24 protein-coding genes and 1 pseudogene are annotated in these 23,092 nt (G+C 68.4%); 10 read left to right on the top strand and 15 right to left on the bottom strand.

What is annotated here, in order from left to right; all coding sequences use genetic code 11:
* Positions 1-5: 5 nt before the first annotated feature.
* The 8 genes from FE263_RS07270 to FE263_RS07235 are packed head-to-tail and all read right to left on the bottom strand — an operon-like array spanning position 6 to position 8,987.
* Positions 6-947: an ABC transporter permease gene (locus FE263_RS07270; RefSeq protein ID WP_138325294.1), complete on the bottom strand. Its 942-nt coding sequence runs from the start codon at positions 945-947 to the stop codon at positions 6-8.
* Complete coding sequence (locus FE263_RS07265; RefSeq protein WP_408886156.1) at positions 947-2,383, bottom strand: sugar ABC transporter ATP-binding protein; 1,437 nt, start codon at positions 2,381-2,383, stop codon at positions 947-949. The genes FE263_RS07270 and FE263_RS07265 overlap by 1 nt, the downstream gene beginning before the upstream one ends.
* Positions 2,367-3,380 (bottom strand): ABC transporter substrate-binding protein, encoded by a 1,014-nt coding sequence (locus FE263_RS07260; protein WP_138325292.1) that lies wholly within the window; start codon positions 3,378-3,380, stop codon positions 2,367-2,369. Before FE263_RS07260 ends, FE263_RS07265 begins: the two co-directional genes overlap by 17 nt.
* Before the next feature lie 38 nt (positions 3,381-3,418).
* The gene (locus FE263_RS07255; protein WP_138325291.1) at positions 3,419-4,525 is read right to left on the bottom strand and encodes a mannitol dehydrogenase family protein; all 1,107 of its coding nucleotides are present in this window, start codon (positions 4,523-4,525) and stop codon (positions 3,419-3,421) included.
* A 1-nt stretch (position 4,526) separates the two neighbouring features.
* Positions 4,527-5,537 (bottom strand): zinc-binding alcohol dehydrogenase family protein, encoded by a 1,011-nt coding sequence (locus FE263_RS07250; protein ID WP_138325290.1) that lies wholly within the window; start codon positions 5,535-5,537, stop codon positions 4,527-4,529.
* On the bottom strand, positions 5,534-6,520 hold the full coding sequence (locus FE263_RS07245) for an ABC transporter permease (RefSeq protein ID WP_205880301.1): 987 nt from the start codon (positions 6,518-6,520) through the stop codon (positions 5,534-5,536). Before FE263_RS07245 ends, FE263_RS07250 begins: the two co-directional genes overlap by 4 nt.
* The gene (locus FE263_RS07240) at positions 6,513-7,991 is read right to left on the bottom strand and encodes a sugar ABC transporter ATP-binding protein (protein ID WP_205880300.1); all 1,479 of its coding nucleotides are present in this window, start codon (positions 7,989-7,991) and stop codon (positions 6,513-6,515) included. Before FE263_RS07240 ends, FE263_RS07245 begins: the two co-directional genes overlap by 8 nt.
* A gap of 9 nt (positions 7,992-8,000) precedes the next feature.
* Complete coding sequence (locus FE263_RS07235; protein WP_138325289.1) at positions 8,001-8,987, bottom strand: ABC transporter substrate-binding protein; 987 nt, start codon at positions 8,985-8,987, stop codon at positions 8,001-8,003.
* A 147-nt stretch (positions 8,988-9,134) separates the two neighbouring features.
* On the opposite strand from FE263_RS07235, the gene FE263_RS07230 reads away from it, so the two are divergent.
* From FE263_RS07230 to FE263_RS07220, 3 genes are all read left to right on the top strand, one after another.
* The gene (locus FE263_RS07230; protein ID WP_138325288.1) at positions 9,135-10,064 is read left to right on the top strand and encodes a GntR family transcriptional regulator; all 930 of its coding nucleotides are present in this window, start codon (positions 9,135-9,137) and stop codon (positions 10,062-10,064) included.
* The gene (locus FE263_RS07225; RefSeq protein WP_138325287.1) at positions 10,061-11,338 is read left to right on the top strand and encodes an L-fuconate dehydratase; all 1,278 of its coding nucleotides are present in this window, start codon (positions 10,061-10,063) and stop codon (positions 11,336-11,338) included. Before FE263_RS07230 ends, FE263_RS07225 begins: the two co-directional genes overlap by 4 nt.
* Before the next feature lie 70 nt (positions 11,339-11,408).
* A complete protein-coding gene (locus tag FE263_RS07220) occupies positions 11,409-11,837 on the top strand; it encodes an RbsD/FucU family protein (RefSeq protein ID WP_138325286.1) in 429 nt (142 codons plus the stop codon).
* 12 nt (positions 11,838-11,849) lie between these two features.
* Here the strand turns inward: FE263_RS07220 and FE263_RS07215 are convergent, their stop codons facing one another.
* Positions 11,850-12,431 (bottom strand): nitroreductase family protein, encoded by a 582-nt coding sequence (locus FE263_RS07215; protein ID WP_138325285.1) that lies wholly within the window; start codon positions 12,429-12,431, stop codon positions 11,850-11,852.
* Positions 12,428-13,000, bottom strand: coding sequence for a glutathione peroxidase (locus FE263_RS07210; protein WP_138325284.1), 573 nt, complete (start codon positions 12,998-13,000; stop codon positions 12,428-12,430). The genes FE263_RS07215 and FE263_RS07210 overlap by 4 nt, the downstream gene beginning before the upstream one ends.
* Positions 13,001-13,165: 165 nt before the next feature.
* Here FE263_RS07210 and hisB point away from each other — a divergent pair, with 165 nt between their 5' ends.
* The 7 genes and pseudogenes from hisB to FE263_RS07170 all read left to right on the top strand — a co-directional run bounded on the left by hisB (position 13,166) and on the right by FE263_RS07170 (position 17,841).
* Complete coding sequence (hisB, locus tag FE263_RS07205; protein WP_138325690.1) at positions 13,166-13,762, top strand: imidazoleglycerol-phosphate dehydratase HisB; 597 nt, start codon at positions 13,166-13,168, stop codon at positions 13,760-13,762.
* Positions 13,759-14,136, top strand: coding sequence for a hypothetical protein (locus tag FE263_RS07200; protein ID WP_138325283.1), 378 nt, complete (start codon positions 13,759-13,761; stop codon positions 14,134-14,136). Before hisB ends, FE263_RS07200 begins: the two co-directional genes overlap by 4 nt.
* A 25-nt stretch (positions 14,137-14,161) precedes the next feature.
* The gene (hisH, locus tag FE263_RS07195) at positions 14,162-14,809 is read left to right on the top strand and encodes an imidazole glycerol phosphate synthase subunit HisH (protein WP_138325689.1); all 648 of its coding nucleotides are present in this window, start codon (positions 14,162-14,164) and stop codon (positions 14,807-14,809) included.
* Positions 14,809-16,162: pseudogene (gene hisA, locus FE263_RS22500) on the top strand (1-(5-phosphoribosyl)-5-[(5-phosphoribosylamino)methylideneamino]imidazole-4-carboxamide isomerase). The gene hisH and the pseudogene hisA overlap by 1 nt, the downstream one beginning before the upstream one ends.
* Positions 16,156-16,932, top strand: a complete 777-nt coding sequence (gene hisF, locus FE263_RS07180; RefSeq protein ID WP_138325280.1) for an imidazole glycerol phosphate synthase subunit HisF — start codon at positions 16,156-16,158, stop codon at positions 16,930-16,932. Before hisA ends, hisF begins: the two are co-directional and overlap by 7 nt.
* The gene (locus FE263_RS07175; protein WP_138325279.1) at positions 16,929-17,459 is read left to right on the top strand and encodes a phosphoribosyl-ATP diphosphatase; all 531 of its coding nucleotides are present in this window, start codon (positions 16,929-16,931) and stop codon (positions 17,457-17,459) included. The genes hisF and FE263_RS07175 overlap by 4 nt, the downstream gene beginning before the upstream one ends.
* A gap of 1 nt (position 17,460) precedes the next feature.
* Positions 17,461-17,841, top strand: a complete 381-nt coding sequence (locus tag FE263_RS07170; RefSeq protein ID WP_138325278.1) for a histidine triad nucleotide-binding protein — start codon at positions 17,461-17,463, stop codon at positions 17,839-17,841.
* A gap of 29 nt (positions 17,842-17,870) precedes the next feature.
* Here the strand turns inward: FE263_RS07170 and FE263_RS22040 are convergent, their stop codons facing one another.
* The 5 genes from FE263_RS22040 to FE263_RS07150 all read right to left on the bottom strand — a co-directional run bounded on the left by FE263_RS22040 (position 17,871) and on the right by FE263_RS07150 (position 22,988).
* A complete protein-coding gene (locus FE263_RS22040) occupies positions 17,871-18,017 on the bottom strand; it encodes a hypothetical protein (protein ID WP_171033987.1) in 147 nt (48 codons plus the stop codon).
* Positions 18,018-18,103: 86 nt separating this feature from the next.
* Positions 18,104-19,372 (bottom strand): Hsp70 family protein, encoded by a 1,269-nt coding sequence (locus tag FE263_RS07165; RefSeq protein WP_138325277.1) that lies wholly within the window; start codon positions 19,370-19,372, stop codon positions 18,104-18,106.
* A 10-nt stretch (positions 19,373-19,382) separates the two neighbouring features.
* A complete protein-coding gene (gene surE, locus FE263_RS07160) occupies positions 19,383-20,174 on the bottom strand; it encodes a 5'/3'-nucleotidase SurE (RefSeq protein ID WP_138325276.1) in 792 nt (263 codons plus the stop codon).
* Between the two features lie 12 nt (positions 20,175-20,186).
* Positions 20,187-21,758, bottom strand: a complete 1,572-nt coding sequence (locus FE263_RS07155; protein ID WP_240759136.1) for a DHA2 family efflux MFS transporter permease subunit — start codon at positions 21,756-21,758, stop codon at positions 20,187-20,189.
* Between the two features lie 24 nt (positions 21,759-21,782).
* A complete protein-coding gene (locus FE263_RS07150; RefSeq protein WP_138325275.1) occupies positions 21,783-22,988 on the bottom strand; it encodes an HlyD family secretion protein in 1,206 nt (401 codons plus the stop codon).
* Between the last annotated feature and the right edge of the window lie 104 nt (positions 22,989-23,092).

The following is a 23,092-nucleotide window of genomic DNA, read 5'->3' as shown; positions in this document are numbered from 1 at the left end:
CGCACTCACGCCTCGCGCTCCCGGCCGGTAAGCGCTCGCAACGCCAGCACGGCGATCAGGATCGCGCCCTGTGCGCCAACCTGCCAGTCGGCACCGAGATGCAGGAAGGTGAGCGCGGAGCTGGCCAGGGCAAGAGTGAGCGCGCCGATCACCGTGCCGATCGGCGCGATGCGGCCGCCGAAGAAGCTGCAGCCGCCCAGGATCGAGCCCGCCACCGACAGCAGCGTGTAGCGCTGCGCGATGTTGGCGTCGGCCGACGTGGTCAGTCCGACAAGTGCCAGCCCGGACAGCACGCCGAAGCAGCCGGCCAGCGCGTACAGCGTCATGCGCGCACGCAATGCCGACCAGCCGGCGCGTTCCACCGCACGCGAGAAACCGCCCATGCCGCGCAGCACCACGCCAAACGAGGTGCGCATCATCAACACGTGGGTGAACAGGCCGATCACCACGCAGGCCACGATCGGCAGCGGCACCAGCGGCATGTGGAAGCCCACGAAGCTCGCGAGCCAATCCGGCGCGTTGCCGCCCGGCGACGGCAGCAGCAGGATCGCGAGCCCGAGCCAGACGAACGAAAGCCCCAGCGTGACGACGATCGACGGAAGCTGCCGCCACTGCACCAGCGCGCCGACCGCGGCATAGCCCGCGATGCAGCCGAGCAGCGCCAGCACGCCAAGCCAGGGCCGGTCATGCAGCCAGGTCGCGGTGATGCAGGCGACCAGCCCGACGAAGCTGCCGATCGACAGGTCGAGGTCGTTGATGGTCAGGAACATCATCTGCGCGATGGTGGCGAGTGCCAGCGGCACCGCCAGGTTGAGCATCAGGTTGAGGCCGAAATAGCTCATCGTGCGCGGCTGCAGCCAGAAGATGGCGCCGAGCAGGATCACGAACGTCGCCACCGGCAGCAGCAGGCGCGCATCGACACGCACGGGCAGGACTGCACGGCCCATCAGAACGACGCCTGCAGCACGCGTTCCTCGGTGATCTCGTCGGGACCCAGTGCCGCCATGATGCGGCCCTCGCGGAACACGTAGACGCGGTCACACTCGTACAGCTCGTCCATCTCGGTGGTGTACCAGAGGAAGGTGCGTCCGGCCGCCGCCTGCGCGCGGATCATCGCATAGACATCCTGCTTGGTCTGCACATCGACGCCGCGCATCGGGTCGTCCATCAGGATGATGCCCGCGTCGCTGTCGAGCGCGCGCGCGAACAGCGCCTTCTGCTGGTTGCCGCCCGAGAGCGACAGGATCGGGTTGCCCATGTCGGGCGCACGGATCTTCATCCGGCCGCGCCACTCCTCCGCCGACGCCTCTTCGCTCGCGAGGTTCAGCAAGCCGTGCCGCAGATGCTTGCGATAGGCGCCCACGGATATGTTCTCGCCGATCGACCACAGGGGAAAAACGCCGTCGCGCTTGCGGTCGCCGGCGACCATCGCCATCGTGCGCGCCGAGAACAGGTCGACCAGGAACTCGGTCTGCCCGTGCCCCGCGAGGCCTCCGAGGCCGATCACCTCGCCCTGGTTGGCGACCAGCGGCTCGCCACCCTTTGGGGTCGCCCGCAGCACCTGGCTGCTGCCGGTGCGACGATCCGCCGCCAGGCGCGCTACCGAGGCCCGGTGCGTGCCGCCGCTCATCAGCGCAACCAGGCTGTCGCGATCATGTACGCCGGCGGGATCGCAGCCGACCACGCGGCCGTCGCTCATCACCGCGATGCGGTCGGCACTCTCCAGCACCTCGTGCAGCATGTGCGTCACCAGCAGCACGCTGCAGCCCCGCTGGGTCACGCGCCCGATATGCGCGAGCAGTTGCGACGCGGTGGAGGCGTCGAGCGACGAGGTCGGCTCGTCGAGAATGACCAGCCTGGGTGCGATGTCGGTGGTGGTGAAGGCGCGCGCGATCTCCACCATCTGACGCTCGGTCAGCGACAGCGACGCCACCGTGGCGCCGGCGCGTATGCGGTGGCCGGGAAACACCGTGTCGAGTGCTGCCTCGATCAGGGATGCCGCCCGGCGCGACCAGTTCCAGCCACGCAGGCCGGGATGCACCAGACGCGTGTTCTCCGCCACCGTCAGGTTCGGGCAGAGCGACAATTCCTGGAACACGCAGCGTATGCCGAGCGCCCGCGCCGCGCGCGGATCGTGCACAGAACCGGGCGCGCCCGCGACCTCCATGCTGCCCGATGTCGGGGCGAGCGCCCCGGTCAGCAGGTTGATCAGCGTCGATTTGCCGGCGCCGTTATGGCCGACCAGTCCCAGGCACTCGCCCGCCTCGATGGTGAGATCGACGCCGTCCAGGGCGCGGACCGGGCCGAAGCTCTTGGCGATTTCGGTGAAACGGACCAGGCTGTGCGCCCGGTCCGCATGGCTTGACTCAGTGGCCAACGGCACGCAGCTGCTCGGCATCCTGCTGGGTGTAGAGCTTGTTGGCGAGGCCGCCGCTCGGGGTCTTGGCCAACGTGTCGGCCAGCGTGTCCTGGCTGATCTTCAGGTACGGAACCTGCAGATCCTTCGGCGGCGGGTGGCCGTCGAGCACCTGCTGCGCCACCCAGAACGCCAGCGTCACCACGCCCGGCGCGATGCTGGACGACATCGTGGTGTAGCCGTCCTTGTCGTGCTGCTGCTTCCACCAGGCGAGTTCGTCCTGGCGGTTGCCCATGATGATGATCGGCTCCTTCCGGCCGGCTGACGAGAACGCCTGCGCCGCGCCATAGCCGTCGCCGCCCTCGGTCAGCACGCCGGCAATATCGGGCAGCCCGGGCAGCACGCCGGCGACCGCCTTCTGCGCCACCGTCTGCGTCCAGTTGCCGTAGACCGTGCTGACCAGATGGAAGTTCGGATGCCGCTTCAGCTCGTCCAGCATGCCCTGGTTGAAGGCGTCGTCGATCGAGGTGCCGGCGAGGCCGCGTATCTGGATCAGGTTGCCACCCTGCGGCAGCCGCTGCGCGAGATACTCGACCTGCTCGGCGCCCATGCCCTTGAAGTCCACCGTCAGCCGCCACGCGCACGGCGCGGTGACGACGCCGTCGAACGAGATCACGGTGATGCCGGCATCGCAGGCCGACTTGATCGCGCCATTCAAGGCATTCGGCGAGGCGGCGTCGATGACGATGGCGTCGTAGCCCTGCAGGATCATGTTCTGGATCTGCGCGGCCTGCTCGGTGACCTGGTTCTCGGCGGTGGTGAAGGCGGGCGCCTCCTTGACGATGCCCATCTTCACCGCCTGGCCGGTGGCGTCCGTCCAGCTTGTCAGCATGGTCTGCCGCCAGCTGTTGCCGGCATAGTTGTTGGACAGCGCGATCCGCTTGCCCGCGGTGGCTGCATCCGCATGCGCCGCCGACAGCAGCAGCATCGCGGCGAAGCCAAGACCTGCAATCCTGCTCGTCATCGAACCTGGTTCCTTGTTGCTCGTGTTGCTTGTCATGGTCACGCGGCCGCCTGCAGGACCGCTCGCAGCCGGTCCATGCGCTGCTCCGGCGCCACCCGCCGCGCCAGGTCCAGCACGCCGCCGATGCGGATGCGAACCTTGCTCTCGTGGTTGCGCGCGATGTCGGCGAGACGGTGGTCGAGGAACGGGTTGCGGAAGCGGTCCATGGTGGTGGCGCGATAGGCGGGCGCACCGTCGTCGCCGACGGCCGCGAATACCGGCAGAACTTCCTGCTCGTGCACCGCATCGAGAAAATCGCGCTGCTCCGGGATCTCCAGGATCTCGCGTACCGTCATCTCCGGCGGCAGGCCGTCCTGCTGCCAGCGCGACACCAGCACGCTGTGGCCGAGATTGAGGATGAACAGCTTGCGCTGCTCGTAGCGCTCCAGCGACGCCGCCACCTCGATGCAGGGATGCCGGCAGAACGGCACCAGGCCGGGCTGTGCCTCGATCGCCCAGAGCGCATACGGTTCGGCCACCGCGCCGATCGGCTGCAGCGGCGTCGGCACGATGCGGTCGACCAGCGTGTTGACCCAGCGGCAGCGCACCTGCAGCCACTCGCGGAACCCGTCCGGCGCATCCCATTCGCGGCTCGCGGCGAGCACGATGTCGCGCAGCATGCCGCCGTTGCCGACCTGCAGCTCGCACGGATACATCTCCAGCGGCTCGGCGCGATGCCGGTAGCGTGCCAGCAGCAGCCGCGCCAGCCGCGCCGGAAACGAACGAGCGTGCAGGGGCCCCTGCGCATCGTCGGGGTGCAGGTCGTAGCCACGCTCGGCGGTGTTTGAGACCAGCACCCGGGCCTCGTGCACCACGATATCCTCGATCGCGTCCCAGTCCCGTGCGGCCTGCAGCGCGCGGGTCACGCTCGACACCTCGACGCGCCGGTCCACCACGGCGCCGTTCTCGAGGCCGCGTATCTGCACCGGGAACGGCCCGGCATTGAAGGCGGCCACGCGACGCGCGCTGTCCGCGCTGTCGGTGGTCTGCACCACGGTGATCGGTCCGGGCGCGTCGCCGGAGGCCAGCGCCTCGGAGACGAACAGGTCGACATGCGCCTGCAGGAAGCGGCTGGTGCCGAACTGCACGATGGGGGTGACGGTCACGCTATACCTCGATGGTGGCCTTGATCACGCCCGCCTCCGGCCGTAGCCAGCCCGGAAACTGCGCCACCGCCTCGTCGAGGGTTGCATGATGGGTGCGCAGTGCCGCGACCGGGATGCTGCCCTCGCGCATGCGCGTCACCACCTCGGCGAAGTCAGCCGGCAGCGCGTTGCGGCTGGCCAGCAGCGTGGTCTCGCGCTTGTGAAACTCCGGATCGGAGAACCCGATCTCCTCGCGCACCACGCTGAGCAGCACGTAGCGGCCGCCATGGCCGACATAGCGCAGCCCGTTGCGTATCGAGCCGACGTTGCCGGTGGCATCCACCACCACGTCGAAGAATTCTCCTCGTGTCGCCTCGGCGAGCTTTGCCTCGGCGTCGGCGTCGGCGAGCAGCACCGCATCGGCGCCGAGCGCGGCGAGCGCCACGTCGAGCCGGTCCTGCCGGCGGTCGATGACGCTGACCTTCGCCCCGCGGGCCTTGGCGAACAGGATCGCCGCGATGCCGATCGGCCCAGCTCCTACCACCAGCACTCGGTCCTGCGCGGTGACCATCCCACGTGCGATGCCGTGCGCGCCGATGGCGAGGAATTCCACCATCGCCGCCTCGTCGAGGCCGATACCGTCGAGCGGCACCACGTTCCCCGCCGGCACCGCAAGCAGTTCCGCCATGCCGCCATCCTGGTGCACGCCGAGGACGGAGATGTTGCGGCAGCAGTTGGTCAGCCCGCGCCGGCAGGCACGGCATTCCCCGCACGACAGGTATGGCACCACGTAGGCCGCCTGCCCCGGCCGCAGCGCACTGCCGGACGGGGCATGCACCACCTCGCCGGCAAGCTCATGCCCCATCACGCGCGGATATTGCAGGAACGGATGCGAGCCCTCGAAGATGTGCAAATCGGTGCCGCACACGCCGACGCGCCGGATACGCAGGATCGCCTCGCCGTCAGCGGGAACCGGATCCGGCCGCTGCACCACCAGGAGGCGACCCGGCGCCTCGCACAGCAGAGCCTTCACGAACGCCTCCGGCGGCGCTGGTCGAAATACACGATGACGATGATCAATCCCCCGGTGATCACCCGCTGCCAGAACGGGTTCACGTTGAGCAGGTTGGCGCCGTTGTTGATCGTGGTCAGCAGGATCGCGCCCAGCACCGGCCCGATCACCGTGCCGACCGCGCCGAACAGCGAGGTGCCGCCGATCACCGAGGAGGCGATCGACTGCAATTCCCAGCCATCGCCGGTGGTGGCGACGCCGATGCCGATACGCGACGCGGTCAGGATGCCGGCGAACGCCGCCAGCGTCGCCGAGATGATGTAGGCGAGATAGATCGTGCGCCCGACATTGATGCCGGACAGGCGCGCCGCCTCCGGATTGCTGCCGGCCGCATAGATATGCCGGCCCCAGCGCGTCTGGTGCAGCAGCAGCCCGGCCGGGATCGCCACCAGGATCACCATCCAGAACAGGTTCGGAATGCCCAGCACGGCGCCGCGCGAGAACGCGCCGAAGCTGCGCGGAAACCCCGCGATGGTCTGGCCGCCGGTCATCAGCAGCCCGATGCCACGGAGCGCGGTCAGGGTCGCCAGCGTGGTGATGAACGGCGGCAGGCGCATCTGCACGATGGCGAAGCCGTGGAACATGCCGATGGCGACACCCATCGCCAGGGTGATCAGGCACGCCAGCGCGATCGGCACGTGCGCCACCAGCAGCATCGCCACCACCGTGCTGGCTAGGCCGACCACGGCACCCACGGACAGGTCGATGCCGGCGGTGATGATGACGAAGGTCTGGCCGATCGCGATGATGGTCCAGAGCGACGCCTGCCGCATCAGGTTCACGAAATTGCCGGTGGTGGCAAAACTGTCCGTCGAGATCGCCAGGATCACCCAGAGCAGCAGCAGCAGCCCGAGCAGCGTCAGGCTGAGCAGGAAGGCGAAGCGCTTGCGGGCGCCGGATTTCGGCACCGGCAGACCCGGCACCTCGCGCGCGACTTCAGACACCGATCGCCTCCCTGAGGATGGTTTCCTGCTCCACCTCGCGTGGCCGGTAGCTCGCCACCAGCCTGCCGGCGCGGAACACGTGCAGCCGGTCGGCGAGGTCGCGCACTTCCGGCAGGTAGGACGAGATCAGGATCACGCCGGCGCCGTTATGCAGCAGCTTGGCGATCAGCTTGTAGATCTCGACCTTGGTGCCGACGTCGACGCCGACGGTGGGCTCGTCGAAAATAAACAGGTCGGCGCCATGGCTCAGCCATTTGCCGATCACGATCTTCTGCTGGTTGCCCCCGGACAGCGTCGCGGCCAGCGCACCCTGCGAGGCGGTGACGATGCGCATGTCGCGTATCTGCCCGCCGGCAGCGCGACGCTCGGCGCCCGCATCCATCATGGGCCCGCGGCTCAGGCGGTCGAAGATCGGTGCGTTGAGGTTGAACCCGACACCGAGATTGAGGCACAGACCCTGGTCGCGCCGGCTTTCCGGCACCAGCGCGATGCCGAGATCGATCGCCTGCCGCTCGCGCCTGATGTCGACGCTCTTGCCCTTGAACTCGACGGTGCCGCCAGTCGCGCGGGTGCGGCCGAACAGGCACTGCACGAACTCGCTGCGGCCGGCGCCGACCAGGCCATACAGCCCGACCACCTCGCCCTTGCGCACATCGAGGCTGATATCGTTGAAACCCGGCCCGCTGAAATCGGTGACGCGCAGCAGCGTCTCGCCCTGCGACACCTCCTCCTTGTAGTGCACTTCCTCGATCGAGCGCGCCACCATGTCACGGATCAGCGCACGCTCATCGGTCTCGGCGGTGACATGGGTCGCGATCAGCACGCCGTCGCGCAGCACGCTGACCCGGTGGGAGAGCTCGAAGATCTCCTCCATGCGGTGGCTGATATAGACGATGGTGACGCCATCCGCGTTCAACCGGCGCACCAGCCGGAACAGCTGGTCGGTTTCCTGGCGGGTCAGGTAGCCGGTCGGCTCGTCGAGGATCAGGAAGCGGGTGCCGCGCATCGCCGCCCGCGCGGTGGCGACCAGCTGCTGCTGGCCGATGGTAAGCTCCCCGAGCATGGCGCCGGCGTCGATGTGGAAGCCGAGATCGTCCAGCACGCGCTGCGCCTCCCGACGCATCCTGCGCTTCTGCAGGAAGCCGCCGCCGCTGCGCTCGTCGCCCAGGAACATGTTGGCCGCGACATCGAGATGCCGGCACAGCACGACTTCCTGGTGCACCGCATTGATGCCGAGCGCAATCGCGTCGTGCGGGGTGGCCAGCGCAACCTCGTCGCCGCGCCAGCGGATTTCCCCGCCGGTGCGCTCATATGCACCGGTGAGGATCTTGATCATGGTCGACTTGCCGGCGCCGTTCTCGCCGACGAGGGCGTGGATCTCACCCTCCTCGAAGGCGAGGCTGACCGCTTTCAGCGCGTAGGTGCCGGTGAACCGCTTGTCGACACCACGCAGCTCCATGATCGTGGTCACGGCAGTTGCTCAGTTCAGCTTCGGGTTGAGCAGCTCCTGCGAGCGCGGCGTGTCGAGGTTCGCCTTGGTGATGACGTTGACGCCGGTATCGACATTCTTCGGCACCGGCTGCCCGCGCGACGCCGCAAGCGCGGTCTTCACCCCGTCATAGCCCATGCGATACGGGTCCTGCACGATCATCGCCGCGATGGTGCCGTCCTTCAGGAAACCGACGAGCTTCTGGTCGCTGTCGAACGCCACCGTGCTCAGCTTCGGCGGATGGATCTCGGCGATCGCCTGACCCGCACCCTCGCTCATGGTGAGGTTGGACGCGAAGATGCCGACCAGGTTCGGATGCGCGGTCAGCAGGTCGTTGGCGATATTGAGCCCGGTGGTGACCTGGCCGTCGCCGATACGCACCGCGATGATCTTCAGGTCAGGGAATTTCTTTCCGAGTTCTTCCTTGAAGCCCTGCGTGCGCTGGTCGAGGGAGCCCACGCCCGGCAGCGAGACGATCACCGCGACGTCGCCCTTGGCGCTGCCGTTCTTGGCGGCGATCGCGGCGCCCAGCGCATCCGCCGCCTTGCGGCCACCCTCGACGTTGTCGGTGGTGAGGAACGAGGTGAACGCATCGGTGTCGGCGGCGCTATCGATGCCGATGATCTTGACCGACTTGGCGGCGTCGGTGATCGGCGCACCGAGGGCGGCGAACTGCGTCGGCGAGATCACGATGGCGGCCGGATGCTCGGAAACCGCATTCTCGAGAGCGGTGATCTGGCCGGGGATGTCTGCTTCGCTCTGCGCGCCGAGCAGCGGCACGTTGACGCCGAGATCCTTGCCGGCCTTGCGCGCTCCGGCCTGCACGATCTGCCAGTATTCCGCGGTGGTGTCCTTGACGATCACCGGAATCGTTTCGGCAGCCCGCACCGCGCCCGCGACCGGCGCGCCTGCGATAAGCGCGGCACCCGCCAGCGCGCCGAGTGCGCGACGACGCCCGGTCGACGATATAATGCTCATGTCGTTCTCCCTGTTCGGCTCTCTCGGCCGGTCACCCGGGCGGGTATTGCCCACCTGTGTTTCTTATAGGATAAGGAACAGGCCACGCTGTCAACAGGCACAACGATACGGGCATCCCGCAAGAGGACAGCCTGGCGACTGGGAAGAATGTCGAAGCCGAACACCCTGTTCAAGCAGGCATATAATCGCAGCCTCGACCTGATCGCGGACCAGGCGGCGCTGCCGTCGGAGCCGGAGCTGAGCGCCGCGCTTCAGGTCAGCCGGACCACCATACGCGCCATCCTGCACCGCCTCGCCGAACAGGGCCTGCTGGCCCCCGTGCCGCACGCCAGGCGCATCCTGCGGCTGCCGGCGGAACAGGATTATTTTCCGAAGGACGAGGTCGATCCGATCGCGGTAGTGATCGAACGCCGCTTCATGCAGAAGATCCTCGCCGAGGGGAGCCTGCCGGGCGGCAGCATCAATGAACTGGAGCTGGCGCGCGAGGTCGGCGTCAGCACGTCGTCGGTGCGCGAGTTCCTGATCCGCTTCAGCCGGTATGGGCTGATCGAGAAGCGACGCAACAGCACCTGGATCCTGAAGGGCTTCACCCGCGCCTTCGCGCTGGAGTTGACCGAGGTGCGCGAGATGTTCGAGCAGCGCTCGGCGAAACACTTCATCGGCCTGCCGCCGGAGCATCCGGCCTGGCGGGACCTCGCGCAGATCGAGGCGCTGCATGATTCCGCGCGGCGGCACGACCCGATCGACGAGGCCGACTTCGCCATCCTCGACGAACGCTTCCACCGGCTTATCCATGCCGCGTCGGACAACCGCTTCGTGACGGATTTCTACGACGTCATCGCCCTGGTGTTCCACTACCACTATCGCTGGAACAAGTCGGATGCGGCCCGTCGCAACCGGGTCGCGATCGACGAGCACCTTGCCTATATCGCCGCCCTGCGCAGCCGCGACCGCGTAGCGGTGGACCGTGCCTGCCGCACGCATCTTCGCTCCGCACGACAAACGCTGCTCGCCTCCATCGTGTTCGTCGACGAGCCTTCCGTCCGTGCAAGCCAGACCCTGGAGACATCACCATGACCCGGATCACCGGACTGCGCAGCCTCGACATCCGGTTCCCGACCTCGCTTGGCCTGGACGGCTCGGATGCGATGAACCCGGACCCCGACTATTCCGCCGCCTACGCGATCCTGCTGACCGACGATGCGTCGCTGGAAGGCCACGGCCTCACCTTCACCATCGGTCGCGGCAACGAGATCTGCTGCCGCGCCATCGACGCCCTGGCGAGCCGCGTGATCGGGCTGGACCTCGACTGGATACGCGAGAACCCGGCGCGGTTCTGGCGGCACGTGACGTCCGACAGCCAGCTGCGCTGGATCGGTCCCGACAAGGGCGTGATGCATCTCGCCACCGCCGCGGTGGTGAATGCGGCGTGGGACCTCTGGGCGAAGGCGGATCGCAAACCGCTCTGGCGGCTGGTCGGCGAGATGAGCCCTGCCGAACTCGTGCGCTGCGTTGATTTCCGCTACATCACCGACTGCATCACGCCGGACGAGGCGATCGAGCGGCTGCAGGACAGGCAGGCCGGCAAGTCCGAGCGGATCGCGACGCTGCTGAAGCACGGCTACCCCTGCTACACCACCTCGGCCGGCTGGCTCGGCTATGACGACGCCAAGCTGACGCGGCTCTGCGAGCAGGCGGTGGCGCAGGGCTTCACCCATATCAAGATGAAGGTCGGCCACGACCTAGCGGACGATATCCGGCGCCTGCGCATCGCGCGCGAGGTGATCGGGCCCGACCGCCGGCTGATGATCGACGCCAACCAGGTGTGGGATGTCGGCCAGGCGATCGACTGGGTGCGGCAGCTCTCGTTCTGCAACCCGTACTTCATCGAGGAACCGACCAGCCCGGACGATGTCGAGGGCCATCGCGCCATACGCGAGGCGGTGGCGCCGGTGCGCGTCGCCACCGGCGAGATGTGCCAGAACCGCATCCTGTTCAAGCAGTTCATGATGCGGTCCGCGATCGACATCGTGCAGATCGACAGCTGCCGGCTGGGCGGGGTCAACGAGGTGCTGTCGGTGCTGCTGATGGCGGACAAATACAACCTGCCGGTGTGGCCGCATGCCGGCGGCGTCGGGCTGTGCGAACACGTCCAGCACCTCTCGATGATCGACTATGTCGCGATCTCGGGCACCATGCAGGACCGGGTGATCGAGTATGTCGATCACCTGCACGAGCACTTCCTCAACCCCTGCATCATACGCGACGCCGCCTACCAGGCCCCCACCGCGCCCGGCTACTCGACCACGATGCGCTCGCAGGCACTGGAAACATTCCGGTTCAGAGGCTAAGCAGACTGCTCAAAATAGACACAGTCGAAATCGGCTCGTCATGAAATCGGGCTGGGAGAGCGTTCGTACCATGCTGCGTGGAATTGACCCCCTGCTCACCCCCGGCCTGCTGCATACCCTGGCCGCGATGGGCCACGGCGACCGCATCGCCATCGTCGACGCCAACTTCCCGGGGGCCTCGAATGCGCGGCTGCTGCACGAGTTGCCCGGCATCGATGCCGGTGCCGTACTGCGCGCGGTGCTGTCGCTGCTGCCGCTGGATGATTTCATCCCCGACCCGGCGGTGACGATGCAGGTGGTGGGCGACGCCGACATCGTCCCGGAAGCGGTGCGGGACTTCGCCACCATCCTGGCCGCGCATGACGGACCGAGGCCCGCCAGCGTCGAGCGCTTTGCGTTCTACGAGCTTGCCAAGAGCGCCTTCGCGATCGTGCAGACCGGCGAGACCCGCCTCTACGGCAACATCATTCTCGCCAAGGGCGTCATCAAGCAGTTCTGACGCTCGCCTGGCTCACGCTTCGGCGTGCGCCGGCCAGACGACGACATGCCCGGCCAGCGACGGGCGCGGCGCGGCTTGCGGCGGCTCCGCCGGCGTGCCGACGAACAGGAAGCCGGCGAGCGTATCCGGCGCCTCGAAACCAAGTCCGGCCTGCACCAGCGGATCGTAGGCATTGGCGCCGGTTACCCAGATCGCGCCGAAGCCGGTGGCATGGATCGCGTTCAGCAGGTTCATCGCGCCGGCGCCGACCGCCAGCATCTGCTCGGATTGCGGCACCTTGTGGTCGACGCGAAGGCGGGCACCCAGCGCGATGGTCAGCGGCGGGCGCAGGAACTTGCCGCGCTGCTTGTCGATCAGCGCGGCCGGCGCCTCCGGGTCGCGTGCCCGCAGCGCGGCCTCGACGAGGTCCGCCATGCGGGTGCGGGCCTCGCCGCGTATCAGCACGTAGCGCCAGGGCGTCAGGTGGCCGTGGTCCGGGGCGCGCAGCCCGGCCGCGAGAATGCGCTCCAGCACGTCGCCCTCCGGCGCCGGCTCGACCAGCCTGGACACCGACACCCGCGACAACAGCATGTCGAGACCGGCGAAATCCGTCATCCGGCGTGGCCGGCGGTCTGAGGCTGCTTCGCGAGCTCGGTCTTGACGGCGTCGGTGACCAGGGCGTGGTCCGGCGGCACGTCCGGGGAGAAGCGGGCAACGACGCTGCCGTCGCGTCCGATCAGGAACTTCTCGAAGTTCCAGAACACGTCCTCCGGCGGCGGCGCGTGGCCGAAGGAGGCCAGCCGCTCGCGGAAGGCGCCGTCCGGATTCTGCTGCGCCTGCGGGGCCGCCTGCAGCAGCGCCGCATAGAGCGGATGCCGGTCCGGCCCGTTGACTTCGATCTTGGAGAACATCGGGAAGTCGACGCCATAGGTGCTGCTGCAGAACTCGGCGATCTCGACGTCGCTGCCGGGCTCCTGGCCGCGGAATTGGTTGCACGGGAAGCCCAGCACGGTGAGGCCGCGCTCCCGGTGGTTGGTATAGAGCGTTTCCAGCGCGTCGTACTGCTTCGTCAGTCCGCACTTGGAGGCGACGTTGACCACCAGCAGGACGTCGCCGGCATAGTCCCCGAGGGTGGCATCGCTGCCGTCGATGCGCTTGACCGGGATGTCGCGGATCGCTGTCATGGGACTTCTCCTGGGCTGTCGGCCGTCCAACCCGCAACCTGACGTGCCGCCGCGACCCAGACAAGGGGCCGGGCGCCGTCCCGGTGCGGCCCGGTGGCATCGGACGCGGCCATCCTGTAGGAGTTTGCCGTCATGGATGCAGACCCCGCCCCCACCTCGGCTCCCATCGCGACCCGCCGCACGGCCGAGGTGCGGCGCGTGACCGGCGAGACCAGTATCGCGCTCACCCTCGGGCTCGACGGCAGCGGCCAGACCCGTATCGCCACCGGCATCGGCTTCCTCGACCACATGCTGACCGCACTCGGCAGGCACGCCCTGTTCGACCTCGCGATCGAGGCGCGGGGCGACCTGCATGTCGATTTCCACCACACCACCGAGGATACCGGCATCGCGCTCGGCCAGGCCTTCGCGCGCGCCATCGGCGACAAGCGCGGCATCCGGCGCTACGGGCACGCGGTGGTGCCGATGGACGAGGCGCTGGTGGAAGCGGCCATCGACATTTCCGGCCGCTCGTTCCTGGTCTGGGACGTGCGGTTCCCGCGTGACAAGATCGGCGAGATGGATACCGAGCTGTTCGAGGAGTTCTTCCGCGGCTTCGCCTCCAATGCCGGCCTCGCCCTGCACGTCACGCAGAAGGCGGGCAGCAACAACCACCATATCGCCGAGGGCTGCTTCAAGGCGGTGGCACGCGCCCTGCGCATGGCGAGCGAACCCGATCCGCGCGCGTCGGACGCCATCCCCTCGACCAAGGGTGTGCTGTGAAGCTGTACAGCTCGCACTTCCACCCGCCGGACTCGCCGCGTGCCGGTGCGCCGCCGGTGCTGGTCCGGGAGGGCATCGCCTGGCGCTGCATCGTCCTCGGCTGGCTCGGGCTGCTGTTCGCCGCCTGGATGCCGGCGCTGCTGGTCGGCGCCGTCAGCCTGCCGGTCCTCGCACTGACGCGCCACCTGCCCGGGCACTGGGTCATGCTGGCCGGTATCAACATACTGGTGGCGTTCTTCGCCAACGACCTGCGGCGCTGGGACCTGCGGCTGCGCGGCTTCACCGTCGGTCCGCTGGTGGCCGGGCGCGATGCCGGCGAGGCTCTGCTGCGCCTGCTCGATCACCGGCCGGAGCTGCTCGGAGGCGGTGCTTGACCCGCGCTGGGCCGGAACGCGGATGATGCGGGTCGCGGTGGTCGACTACGCGGGCGGCAACCTGGCGTCGGCGGCACGGGCGCTCGAGGAGGCGGCCCGCCTGGGCGGCATCGACGCCAGTATCTCGATCACCGACGACCCTGCCGAACTGCGCGCCGCCGGGCGCATCGTCCTGCCCGGGCAGGGCGCCTTCCTCGACTGCGCGACCGGCCTGGGCGCGGTGCCCGGCCTGCGCGATGCGCTGGTCGACGCGACCGACGGCGGCACCCCCTTCCTCGGCATCTGCGTCGGCATGCAGCTGATGGCCGATCGCGGCCTGGAGCATGGCGAGACCCGGGGTCTCGGCTGGATCGCCGGCGAGATCGCGCCGATGCGGGTGCCCGGCCTGCGGCTGCCGCAGATGGGCTGGAACGAGCTGCTGTTCACGCCGGGCGCGCATCCGCTCACCGCCGGCCTGCAGCCGGGCGACCACGCCTACTTCGTGCATTCGTATGCGCTGCGCGCGCACGCGGCGGACGATGTCATCGCCACCACGGACTATGGCGGCCCGGTGCCGGCGCTGGTCGCACGGGGGAATCGTGCCGGCACCCAGTTCCATGTCGAGAAGAGCCAGGCGGTCGGGCTGCGCATCCTCGCCAACTTCCTGCTCTGGTCGCCGGCGGGGGATGCCTGATGCAGGCCGATGGATCCAACGCTTCCGTACCGAGCCGGCTGGCGGTCGAACGGGTCACCGGCCTGGACGACGACGACATGCAGGGGCTGTGCGAGGCGACCTCCGCGGCAATCCTCGACGGCGGCGGCTTCGGCTGGGTGAAGTCGCCGGGCCGCCAGGTGCTGGAGCGCTATTTCCGCGGCCTGCTGATGGTTCCGGAACGCACGCTGTTCGTCGGCCGCCTCGACGGCATCATCGTCAGTGCGGCGCAGCTGGTGCGGCCGCCGCGCAACAACGAGGCGCAGGCGATGAGCGCCACCCTGATGCACAGCTACGTGGCGCCCTATGCGCGCGGCCACGGGCTCGCCCGCATGCTGACCCGCGAGGTCGAGAGCTGCGCGCGCGCGATGGGCTACCAGGTGCTCAATCTCGACGTGCGCGAGACCCAGGTCGCGGCGATCGCACTCTATCGCAGCCTGGACTTCACCCACTGGGGTACCCACCCGCACTATGCGCGGGTCGGCGGCCGGGTGGTGCGCGGCCTGTTCTTCACCAAGCGCCTGCAATCGGGCGGGATCCTCGATGCCTGAGACTTCCGTGGTGTCGGGTGGCAACCGGCGGCTGACGCTGTATCCCGCCATCGACCTCAAGGACGGCACCTGCGTGCGGCTACGTCGTGGCGAGATGGCCGGCGCCACCGTCTACTCCGACGATCCCGGTGCGCAGGCCCGTGCCTGGGGCGAAGCCGGCTTCGGGTGGTTGCACGTGGTCGACCTGAACGGCGCCTTTGCCGGTCGCTCGGTCAACGAGGCGGCGGTACGCGCGATCCTCGCCGCCGCCCGGGTGCCGGTGCAGCTCGGCGGCGGCCTGCGCGACCTCGCCGCGATCGAGACCTGGCTCGAGGCCGGCATCGCCCGGGTCATCCTCGGCAGCGCCGCGGTGAAGGACCCGGCGCTGGTGCGTGAGGCGTGCCGCCTGCATCCCGGCCGCATCGTCATCGGCATCGATGCCCGCTCCGGCAAGGTGGCGACCGAGGGCTGGGCGGAGACCTCGGAGCTGAGGGCCATCGAGCTGGCGCGGCGGGTCGAGCAGGAGGGTGCGGCGGCGATCATCTTCACCGAGATCGAGCGCGACGGCATGCTGTCAGGCCTCGACCTGGAGCAGACCGCCGCCCTGGCCGGGGCGGTGCGCATCCCGGTGATCGCCAGCGGCGGCGTCGGCACGCTCGACCACCTGGTGGCGCTTTGCGATGTGGCCCGCGACCGGCTGCCGGAGCATTCCGGGATCGAGGGGGTGATCGTCGGGCGTGCGCTCTATGACGGCCGCATCGACCCGGCAGCGGCGCTCGCGGCGCTGGGTGGCGCCGCATGCTGAAGCTGCGCGTGATCCCCTGCCTCGACGTCAAGGATGGCCGCGTCGTCAAGGGCGTGAACTTCGTCTCGCTGCGCGATGCCGGCGATCCGGTGGAGCAGGCCGCGATCTACGACGCCGCCGGCGCCGACGAGCTCACCTTCCTCGACATCACCGCCAGCCACGAGCAGCGCGACACCATCCTGGACGTGGTGAGCCGCACCGCCGCGCGCATCTTCCTGCCATTCACCGTCGGCGGCGGGGTGCGCTCTCCCGAGGACATGCGCCGCCTGCTGCTTGCCGGCGCCGACAAGTGCGCGATGAACTCGGCGGCGGTGGCGCGCCCGGCCCTGGTCGCGGAGGCGGCGCGCAAGTTCGGCAGCCAGTGCGTGGTGGTGGCGGTCGATGCGCGCGCCGACGGCCATGGCGGCTGGGAGGTGTTCACCCATGGCGGCCGCACGCCGACCGGGCTGGATGCGGTGTCCTGGTGCCGGCAGGTCGAGGAGGCTGGCGCCGGCGAGATCCTGCTGACCTCGATGGACCGCGACGGCACCCGCTCCGGCTTCGATCTCGACCTGCTGGGCGCGGTCTGCAAGGCGGTGCGGGTGCCGGTGGTGGCGTCCGGTGGGGTCGGCGAGCCGGCGCATTTCATCGACGGCGCACGGGCCGGAGCCTCCGGGCTGCTGGCCGCCAGCGTGTTTCATTTCGGCCAGTTCACGGTCGGCGAGGTGAAGGCCGCGCTGGCCGCGGCGAGCCTGCCGGTCCGTCTGCAGACACAGGAACAGACTGCATGAGCAAGGACGCCAAGGGCGGTGGCAAGGGGGCGAAGGCTACCGGCCGGGCGGCGGGCAAGACCGCGTCCAAGCCGCCTGCCAAGTCCGCACTACGCAAGAAGGTGCAGCGGCTGACCAGCGCCAAGACGCAAGGCCTCGCGGCGAAGCCATCGAAGTCCGCGTCGCTCGAGACCGGCTCGACGGCTTCCGTCCTCGACCGGCTGTTCGAGACAGTGGTGGCCCGTCGCGACGCCGATCCGAACGTCAGCCATTCCGCCCGCCTGCTGTCGCGCGGCACGCACAAGGTGGCGCAGAAGTTCGGCGAGGAGGCGGTCGAGTGCCTGATCGAGGCGGTCGCCGGCAACGGCGACAAGCTGATCGGCGAGAGCGCCGACGTGCTGTACCATCTCATCGTGCTGTGGGTGGATGCCGGGCTGCGGCCGGATGCGGTGTGGAACGAATTGCGCCGGCGCGAGGGGGTCAGCGGCATCGCCGAAAAAGCGTCGCGGTCCCGCTGGGTGCCGGCCGGACGCAATACGGGAGAATGAGATGACGGTTTCCGGCCTGGGCCCCTACGACAACGGAAACATCTTCGCGCGAATCCTTCGCCACGAGATCCAGGCGACCCTTGTGTTCGAGAACGAACATGCGGTGGCGTTCAACGACATCTCGCCGCAGGCGCCGACGCATATCCTGGTGATCCCGCGCGGCGCCTACGTCTCGTTCGCCGACTTCGCCGCTCGCGCGGGTGATGCGGAAATTTCAGGCTTTTTCCGGGCGGTCAGTACGGTTGCCACCCAACTCGGTCTGGATGCCTCGGGCTATCGCCTGCTGAGCAATATCGGAGACCATGCCGGACAGGAGGTGCCGCATTTCCACGTTCACCTGTTCGGTGGCAAGCCGCTCGGGCGGATGCTGGCTTCGAGCTGAAGCCTGCCGCCGCCCGCGCAGTCAACCGGTCAGGAGCTTTCGCCCGGGTGGCCCTTCGACACGCCGTTGTTGTTGAAGGTGCCGGTCGGGCCGGAGTTGGTGTTGCCGGACGTGCAGGCGCCGAGACCGATCAGCAGGGTGCCGATCAGGATCCGACGGATAAGCTTGGCGTGCATTGGGAGAGGCCTTTCCTCGTAATCGACTGTACTGCGCGTGCAACGACTGCAAGGGGCCGGATTTCCCATCCTGGAATGTGACAGCTTCATTGTGATCGCAGCCTGGCCCGCCCGATCAGCGCCAATCCCTCCGCAACCGAAACGAACTCGCCGCCGCCGGACACGCGCCCTGCGCCGAAGCGCTGCTCGAACATGCCGCGCACCGCGGGCACGAACGAGGTGCCTCCGGTGAGGAACACCCGGTCGATCTCGTCGGCGCGCATGCCGGCCCGGTCGAGCGCCCGCCCGACTGCCGCCGCCATGCGGGCGAGGTCGGCGGCAATCCAGCCTTCGAACTCGTGCCGCGCGATACGGCGCTCGACAGCGAAATCGCCATGCTCGAAGCGCAGCACTGCGAAGTCCGCGTGTGAGAGCTCCGCCTTGGCGGCACTCACCGCCTGATACAACGGATAGCCCATCTCATCCTCGATCAGGCGTATCAGCGTGCGCAGGCGTTCCGGATGCTCGCTGGCCGCCGCCACCTCGGCGATCTCGCGCAGCATGCGCGGGGTGCGCATCAGCGACAGGCGGTGCCAGCGCGCGAAGCCGGAGAAATATTCCGGCGGCACCGGCAGCGCGTTGCCCATGATGGAATAGCTGTCGCCGCGGCCGAGCAGCGGCGAGATCGCCTGGTCGATGATGCGGGCGTCGAAGCTGTCGCCGGCGATCCCGACGCCGGCACGGCCGAGCGCCGTGATGACCGGCGCCGGTTGGCCCGGCTCGAAGCGCAGCACCGAGAAGTCGCTGGTGCCGCCGCCGAAATCGCCGATGAGCACCGTCGCAGCCGCATCCAGCTCCTGGGCGAAGCGGAACCCGGCTGCCTCCGGCTCCAGCGCCACCTCGATCCCCCGGTGTCCGGCCTGCGCGAAGCTGGCGCGCAGGCGGGCCTCCCCGAAAGCGTCATCGGCGAACTCGCCGGCGAACTGCACCGGACGCCCGACCACCAGCATGGCGTCTGTCGTCGCTTCGCCGAGCAGGTCGCGCAGGAACAGTGCGACCATCTGCTCGAGGCCGTGCATGCGTCCGAAGATATTGGTCTGCACGAAGCTCTTCTGGGCAAGATAGCTTTTCATCGACATGATCAGCCGGCTGTCGAGCGGATCGTCGAGATAGGCCTGCACCGCCGCCGGCCCGGCTGCATGGTGCAGCAGGCTGCGTCCCCGTGCATCCTCGCTCCAGAAGCAGAGCACGGTGCGGAAGGCATGCAGCTGCGCCTGCCCGAATGCGTGCATCCGGGTGACGATGCTGCCATCCGCCGCAAGCTCGGCCACCACGCTGTTGGTGGTGCCGAAATCGATACCGAGAAGAGGTCGCATCAGGAGAAGGTCAGGCCGCTCCGACGGCGTCGCGCAGGCGGTCCAGCACCGCATCGTCGGTACGCTCGAAGCGCAGCGGCGTCACCGAGATCGCGCGGCGGTCGAGCGCCGCCGCCTCGCTGTCGGCGGCATCCTGGCGCGACCGACGGCTGATCTGCAGCCAGTGGTAGTCGAGCGTGCGCGGATCGGCGCGCGACAGGATCTCGATGCCGTCGAGCAGCCCCTCGCCCTGGCGCGTCACCGTCAACGGGCCGGCCTGGTCCGGCGCGCAGGCCGGAAAGTTCACGTTGAGGCAGGCGCTGCCGCTCCAGCCGGCCCCGCCCTTCGCACTTTCCGAAAGCCGGCGGATCACCGGCCCGGCGAGTGCAGCGGCGGTCGGCCACGGCACCGCGGCGCGATCCTCGAAGGCCTGGCTGAGCGCGATCGACGGCACGCCGAGCAGCAGCCCGGTCATCGCCGCCCCCACCGTGCCGGAAAACACCGTCTCGACGCCGAGATTGGCGCCACGGTTGACGCCGGACAGGATCATGTCGGGCGCCGCATCGCGCAGCAGATGCCGCACGCCGAGCACCACGCAATCCGCCGGCGTGCCCTGCACCGAGAAGCGCCGCTCGCCCAGCGTCTCGATGCGCAGCGGCGCGTGCAGGCTGAGCGAGTGCGAGGTGCCGCTCTGGTCATGCGCCGGCGCCACCACCCAGACCTCGCGGGCGAGGGTGGCGGCCACCTGCTCCAGCACCGCCAGCCCGGGGGCGGCGATGCCGTCGTCGTTGGTCAGCAGCACGCGCTCGAAGATCGGTTCCAATGTCGTGCTGCCCTAATGCGCGGCCGGTGCCTTGCCACCGCCACCCGGCTTGTTCGGCGACAGCAGCCAGCACAGCGGCACGATGGCGAAGCAGGCCACGGCAAAGGTATGGAAGGCGTCGTTGTAGGCCAGCGCCGAGGCCTGCTGGATGAATTCCTGGTAGATCTGGTGGGTGACGCCGCCATCCAGCGACGCCTGCGACCGCCCGAGCTGCGTCAGGTATTGCCGGGTGTGGAAGTTGTAGTCGTTGTACGGCTGATGGAACGGCGTCATCCAGTGCACCATGTGCGCCTCGCGTATCTGCGTGCGCTCGGTAATCAGCGAGGTCGCGCACGAGATGCCGATCGAACCCATGACGTTGCGCATCATGCTGAACAGCGCCGCAGCGTCACCGTTCAGCTCCTTCGGCAGCGTCTGGTAGGTGACCACGCTGATCGGCACGAACAGGAAGGCGAGGCAACTCGCCTGCGCCATGCGGTAGAACACCAGGGTGCGGAAGTCGATCGACAGCACCAGGTGCGCGGAATACATCAGGGCCGCGCCCATGATGAAGAAGCCGAAGGCGATGACGAAGCGCGCCTGCACCCGCTTCAGCACCTGTCCGATGAACGGGATCAGCACGATGATGCCGAGCGCGCCCGGTGACAGCACCAGTCCGGCCAGGGTGGCGGTGTAGCCGATCACCTGCTGCGAGAATTGCGGCACCAGAACAGCCGACGAATACAGCACGAAGCCGACGGCACCGATCAGCAGCGCGCCCACGGCGAAATTGCGGTCGCCGAACACGCGCAGGTCGACCACCGGCTTCTTCACCGTCAGCAGCCAGCCGATGGCGCCGAGGATGCCGGTGACGGACAGGAAGGCCAGGATGCGTATGAACGGCGAGCCGAACCAGTCGTCGTCCTCGCCGCGATCCATCATCACCTGCAGGCAGCCAAGTCCGAGGATGATCAGCGACAACCCGACCACGTCGATCGAGGATTTGCGCTTCTGCGCCCAGGGCGGATCCTCGACCAGGGCGGCCACCGCCAGCACGCCGGCGATGCCGATCGGCACGTTGATGAAGAACACCCAGCGCCAGGACGCATTGTCGGTGATGTAGCCGCCGAGCGTCGGACCGAGCACCGGGGCGACGATGGTCGCGAGTGCGGTGATCGCGAACGCGCCGGAACGCTTCTCCGGCGGGAAGGTGTCGAGGATGATGGATTGCTGGTTCGGCTGCAGGCCACCGCCGAACAGCCCCTGCAGCATGCGGAATATGATCAGTTCCGGCAGGTTCTGCGACATCCCGCACAGGAACGAGCACACCGTGAACATGGCGATGCAGATCATGAAATAGCGCTTGCGGCCGAGCACCCGGCCGAGCCAGCCGGACACCGTGAGCACGATGCCGTTTGCGGCGAGATAGGCGGTCAGCGCCCAGGTGGCGTCGTCATAGGAGGTCGAGAGGTTGCCCGCGATGTGCGGCAGCGCCACGTTCACGATGGTGGTGTCGAGCACCTCCATGAACGCCGCCACCGTGACCACGATGGCGATCAGCCACGGGTTGGCCTTCGGCTTCCAAGGCTGCTGCGAGCCGCTCACCGGGCCATCCTCATTCGCCCGCTCTCATCTGCCCGAGGCCGACTTGGTGTCGACGGTCGGCTCGACCGAGATGCCGAGCGGCAGCGGGATGTTCGGGTTCAGCCCGTCATCGATGATGATCTTGACCGGCACGCGCTGCACGATCTTGACGTAGTTGCCGGTGGCGTTCTCCGGCGGGAAGGCGCTGAACGCGGCGCCGGAGCCGTTCTGGATGCTGTCGACGTGGCCTTCCAGCTTGAGGGACGGGTAGGCGTCCACCGAGATCTTCACCGGCTGGCCGGGGCGGATGTCGTTGATCTGGGTTTCCTTGAAGTTGGCGGTGATCCAGACTTCCGGCTCGACGATCGAGAACAGCGACTGCGCCGCCTGCACATAGTTGCCGCGCTCGACGTTGCGCTGCGAGATCCAGCCGTCGTGCGGGGCGCGGATCACCGTCCATTCCAGGTTGAGGTTGGCGAGGTCGAGCTGCGCCTGTGCCTGCGCGAGCGATCCCGCCTGCTGGGTGATGCGGGTGGTGGCATTGCCGATGTTGCTCTGGATCGGCGTGTTCTGCTGCACGGTGCCCTGCGCCTGCAGCACCTGGCCCTGCGCCTGCTTCAGTCCGGCGGTCGAGTTGTCGACCGCCTGCTGCGTGGTGGCGGCGCGGGCGATGTTGTGCTGGCGCTTGTATTCGGTCTCGGCGTTGAACTCGTTGGCCTCGGCGATCAGCAGCTGGCCCTGCGCCTGCTTGAGCTGGCCCGGGAAGTTCTGCTTCGCCACCTCGACCTGGTACCTGGCGCCTTCCAGCTGACCCTTCGCCTGCTCCAGCGTTGCCGCCGCCTGGTCGTGGGTGGCCTGGTAGTTGCGCGGGTCGATGCGCGCCAGCACCTGGCCCTGATGCACGAACTCGTTGTCGTTGACGTCGAGCTCGACCACGTAGCCGGCGACATGCGGCGCGATCGTGATGGTGCGGCCGGCGGTGAAGGCGTCGTCGGTGCTCTCCTCGAACCGGGTGGTCCACCAGTAGAAGAACCCGCCGACCACGACGATGATGATGAACAGGATGAGTCCGAGCCGCACCCAGGGCTTGGCCTTCTGGCGCGACTGCTCGCGCTTCTGCTCCTGCTCGCTGGCCTTCTTGTCGTCGGGATTCTTGGCAGAGTCGTCAGGCTTGCCCTGCCCGGAGGACTTGCCCTGCTCGGCGGACTTGTCCTGATCCTTGTCATCCCCGGAAGAGTCGTTCTCAGCCATTCATGCCTCAAAGTTCGCCCAAGGGGATGCAGCACCCGATCCGATCGGGCGCTGACCGACCCGTTCGGTCAGTTTTAGACATGAACCGGCGGGGCCGGCAACCG

It is taken from the genome of Lichenicoccus roseus, assembly GCF_005844085.1.
Taxonomy (GTDB): Bacteria; Pseudomonadota; Alphaproteobacteria; order Acetobacterales; family Acetobacteraceae; genus Lichenicoccus; species Lichenicoccus roseus.
The sequence above is the reverse complement of the archived record's forward strand: the minus strand, read 5'-3'. Positions and strand labels throughout refer to the sequence as shown.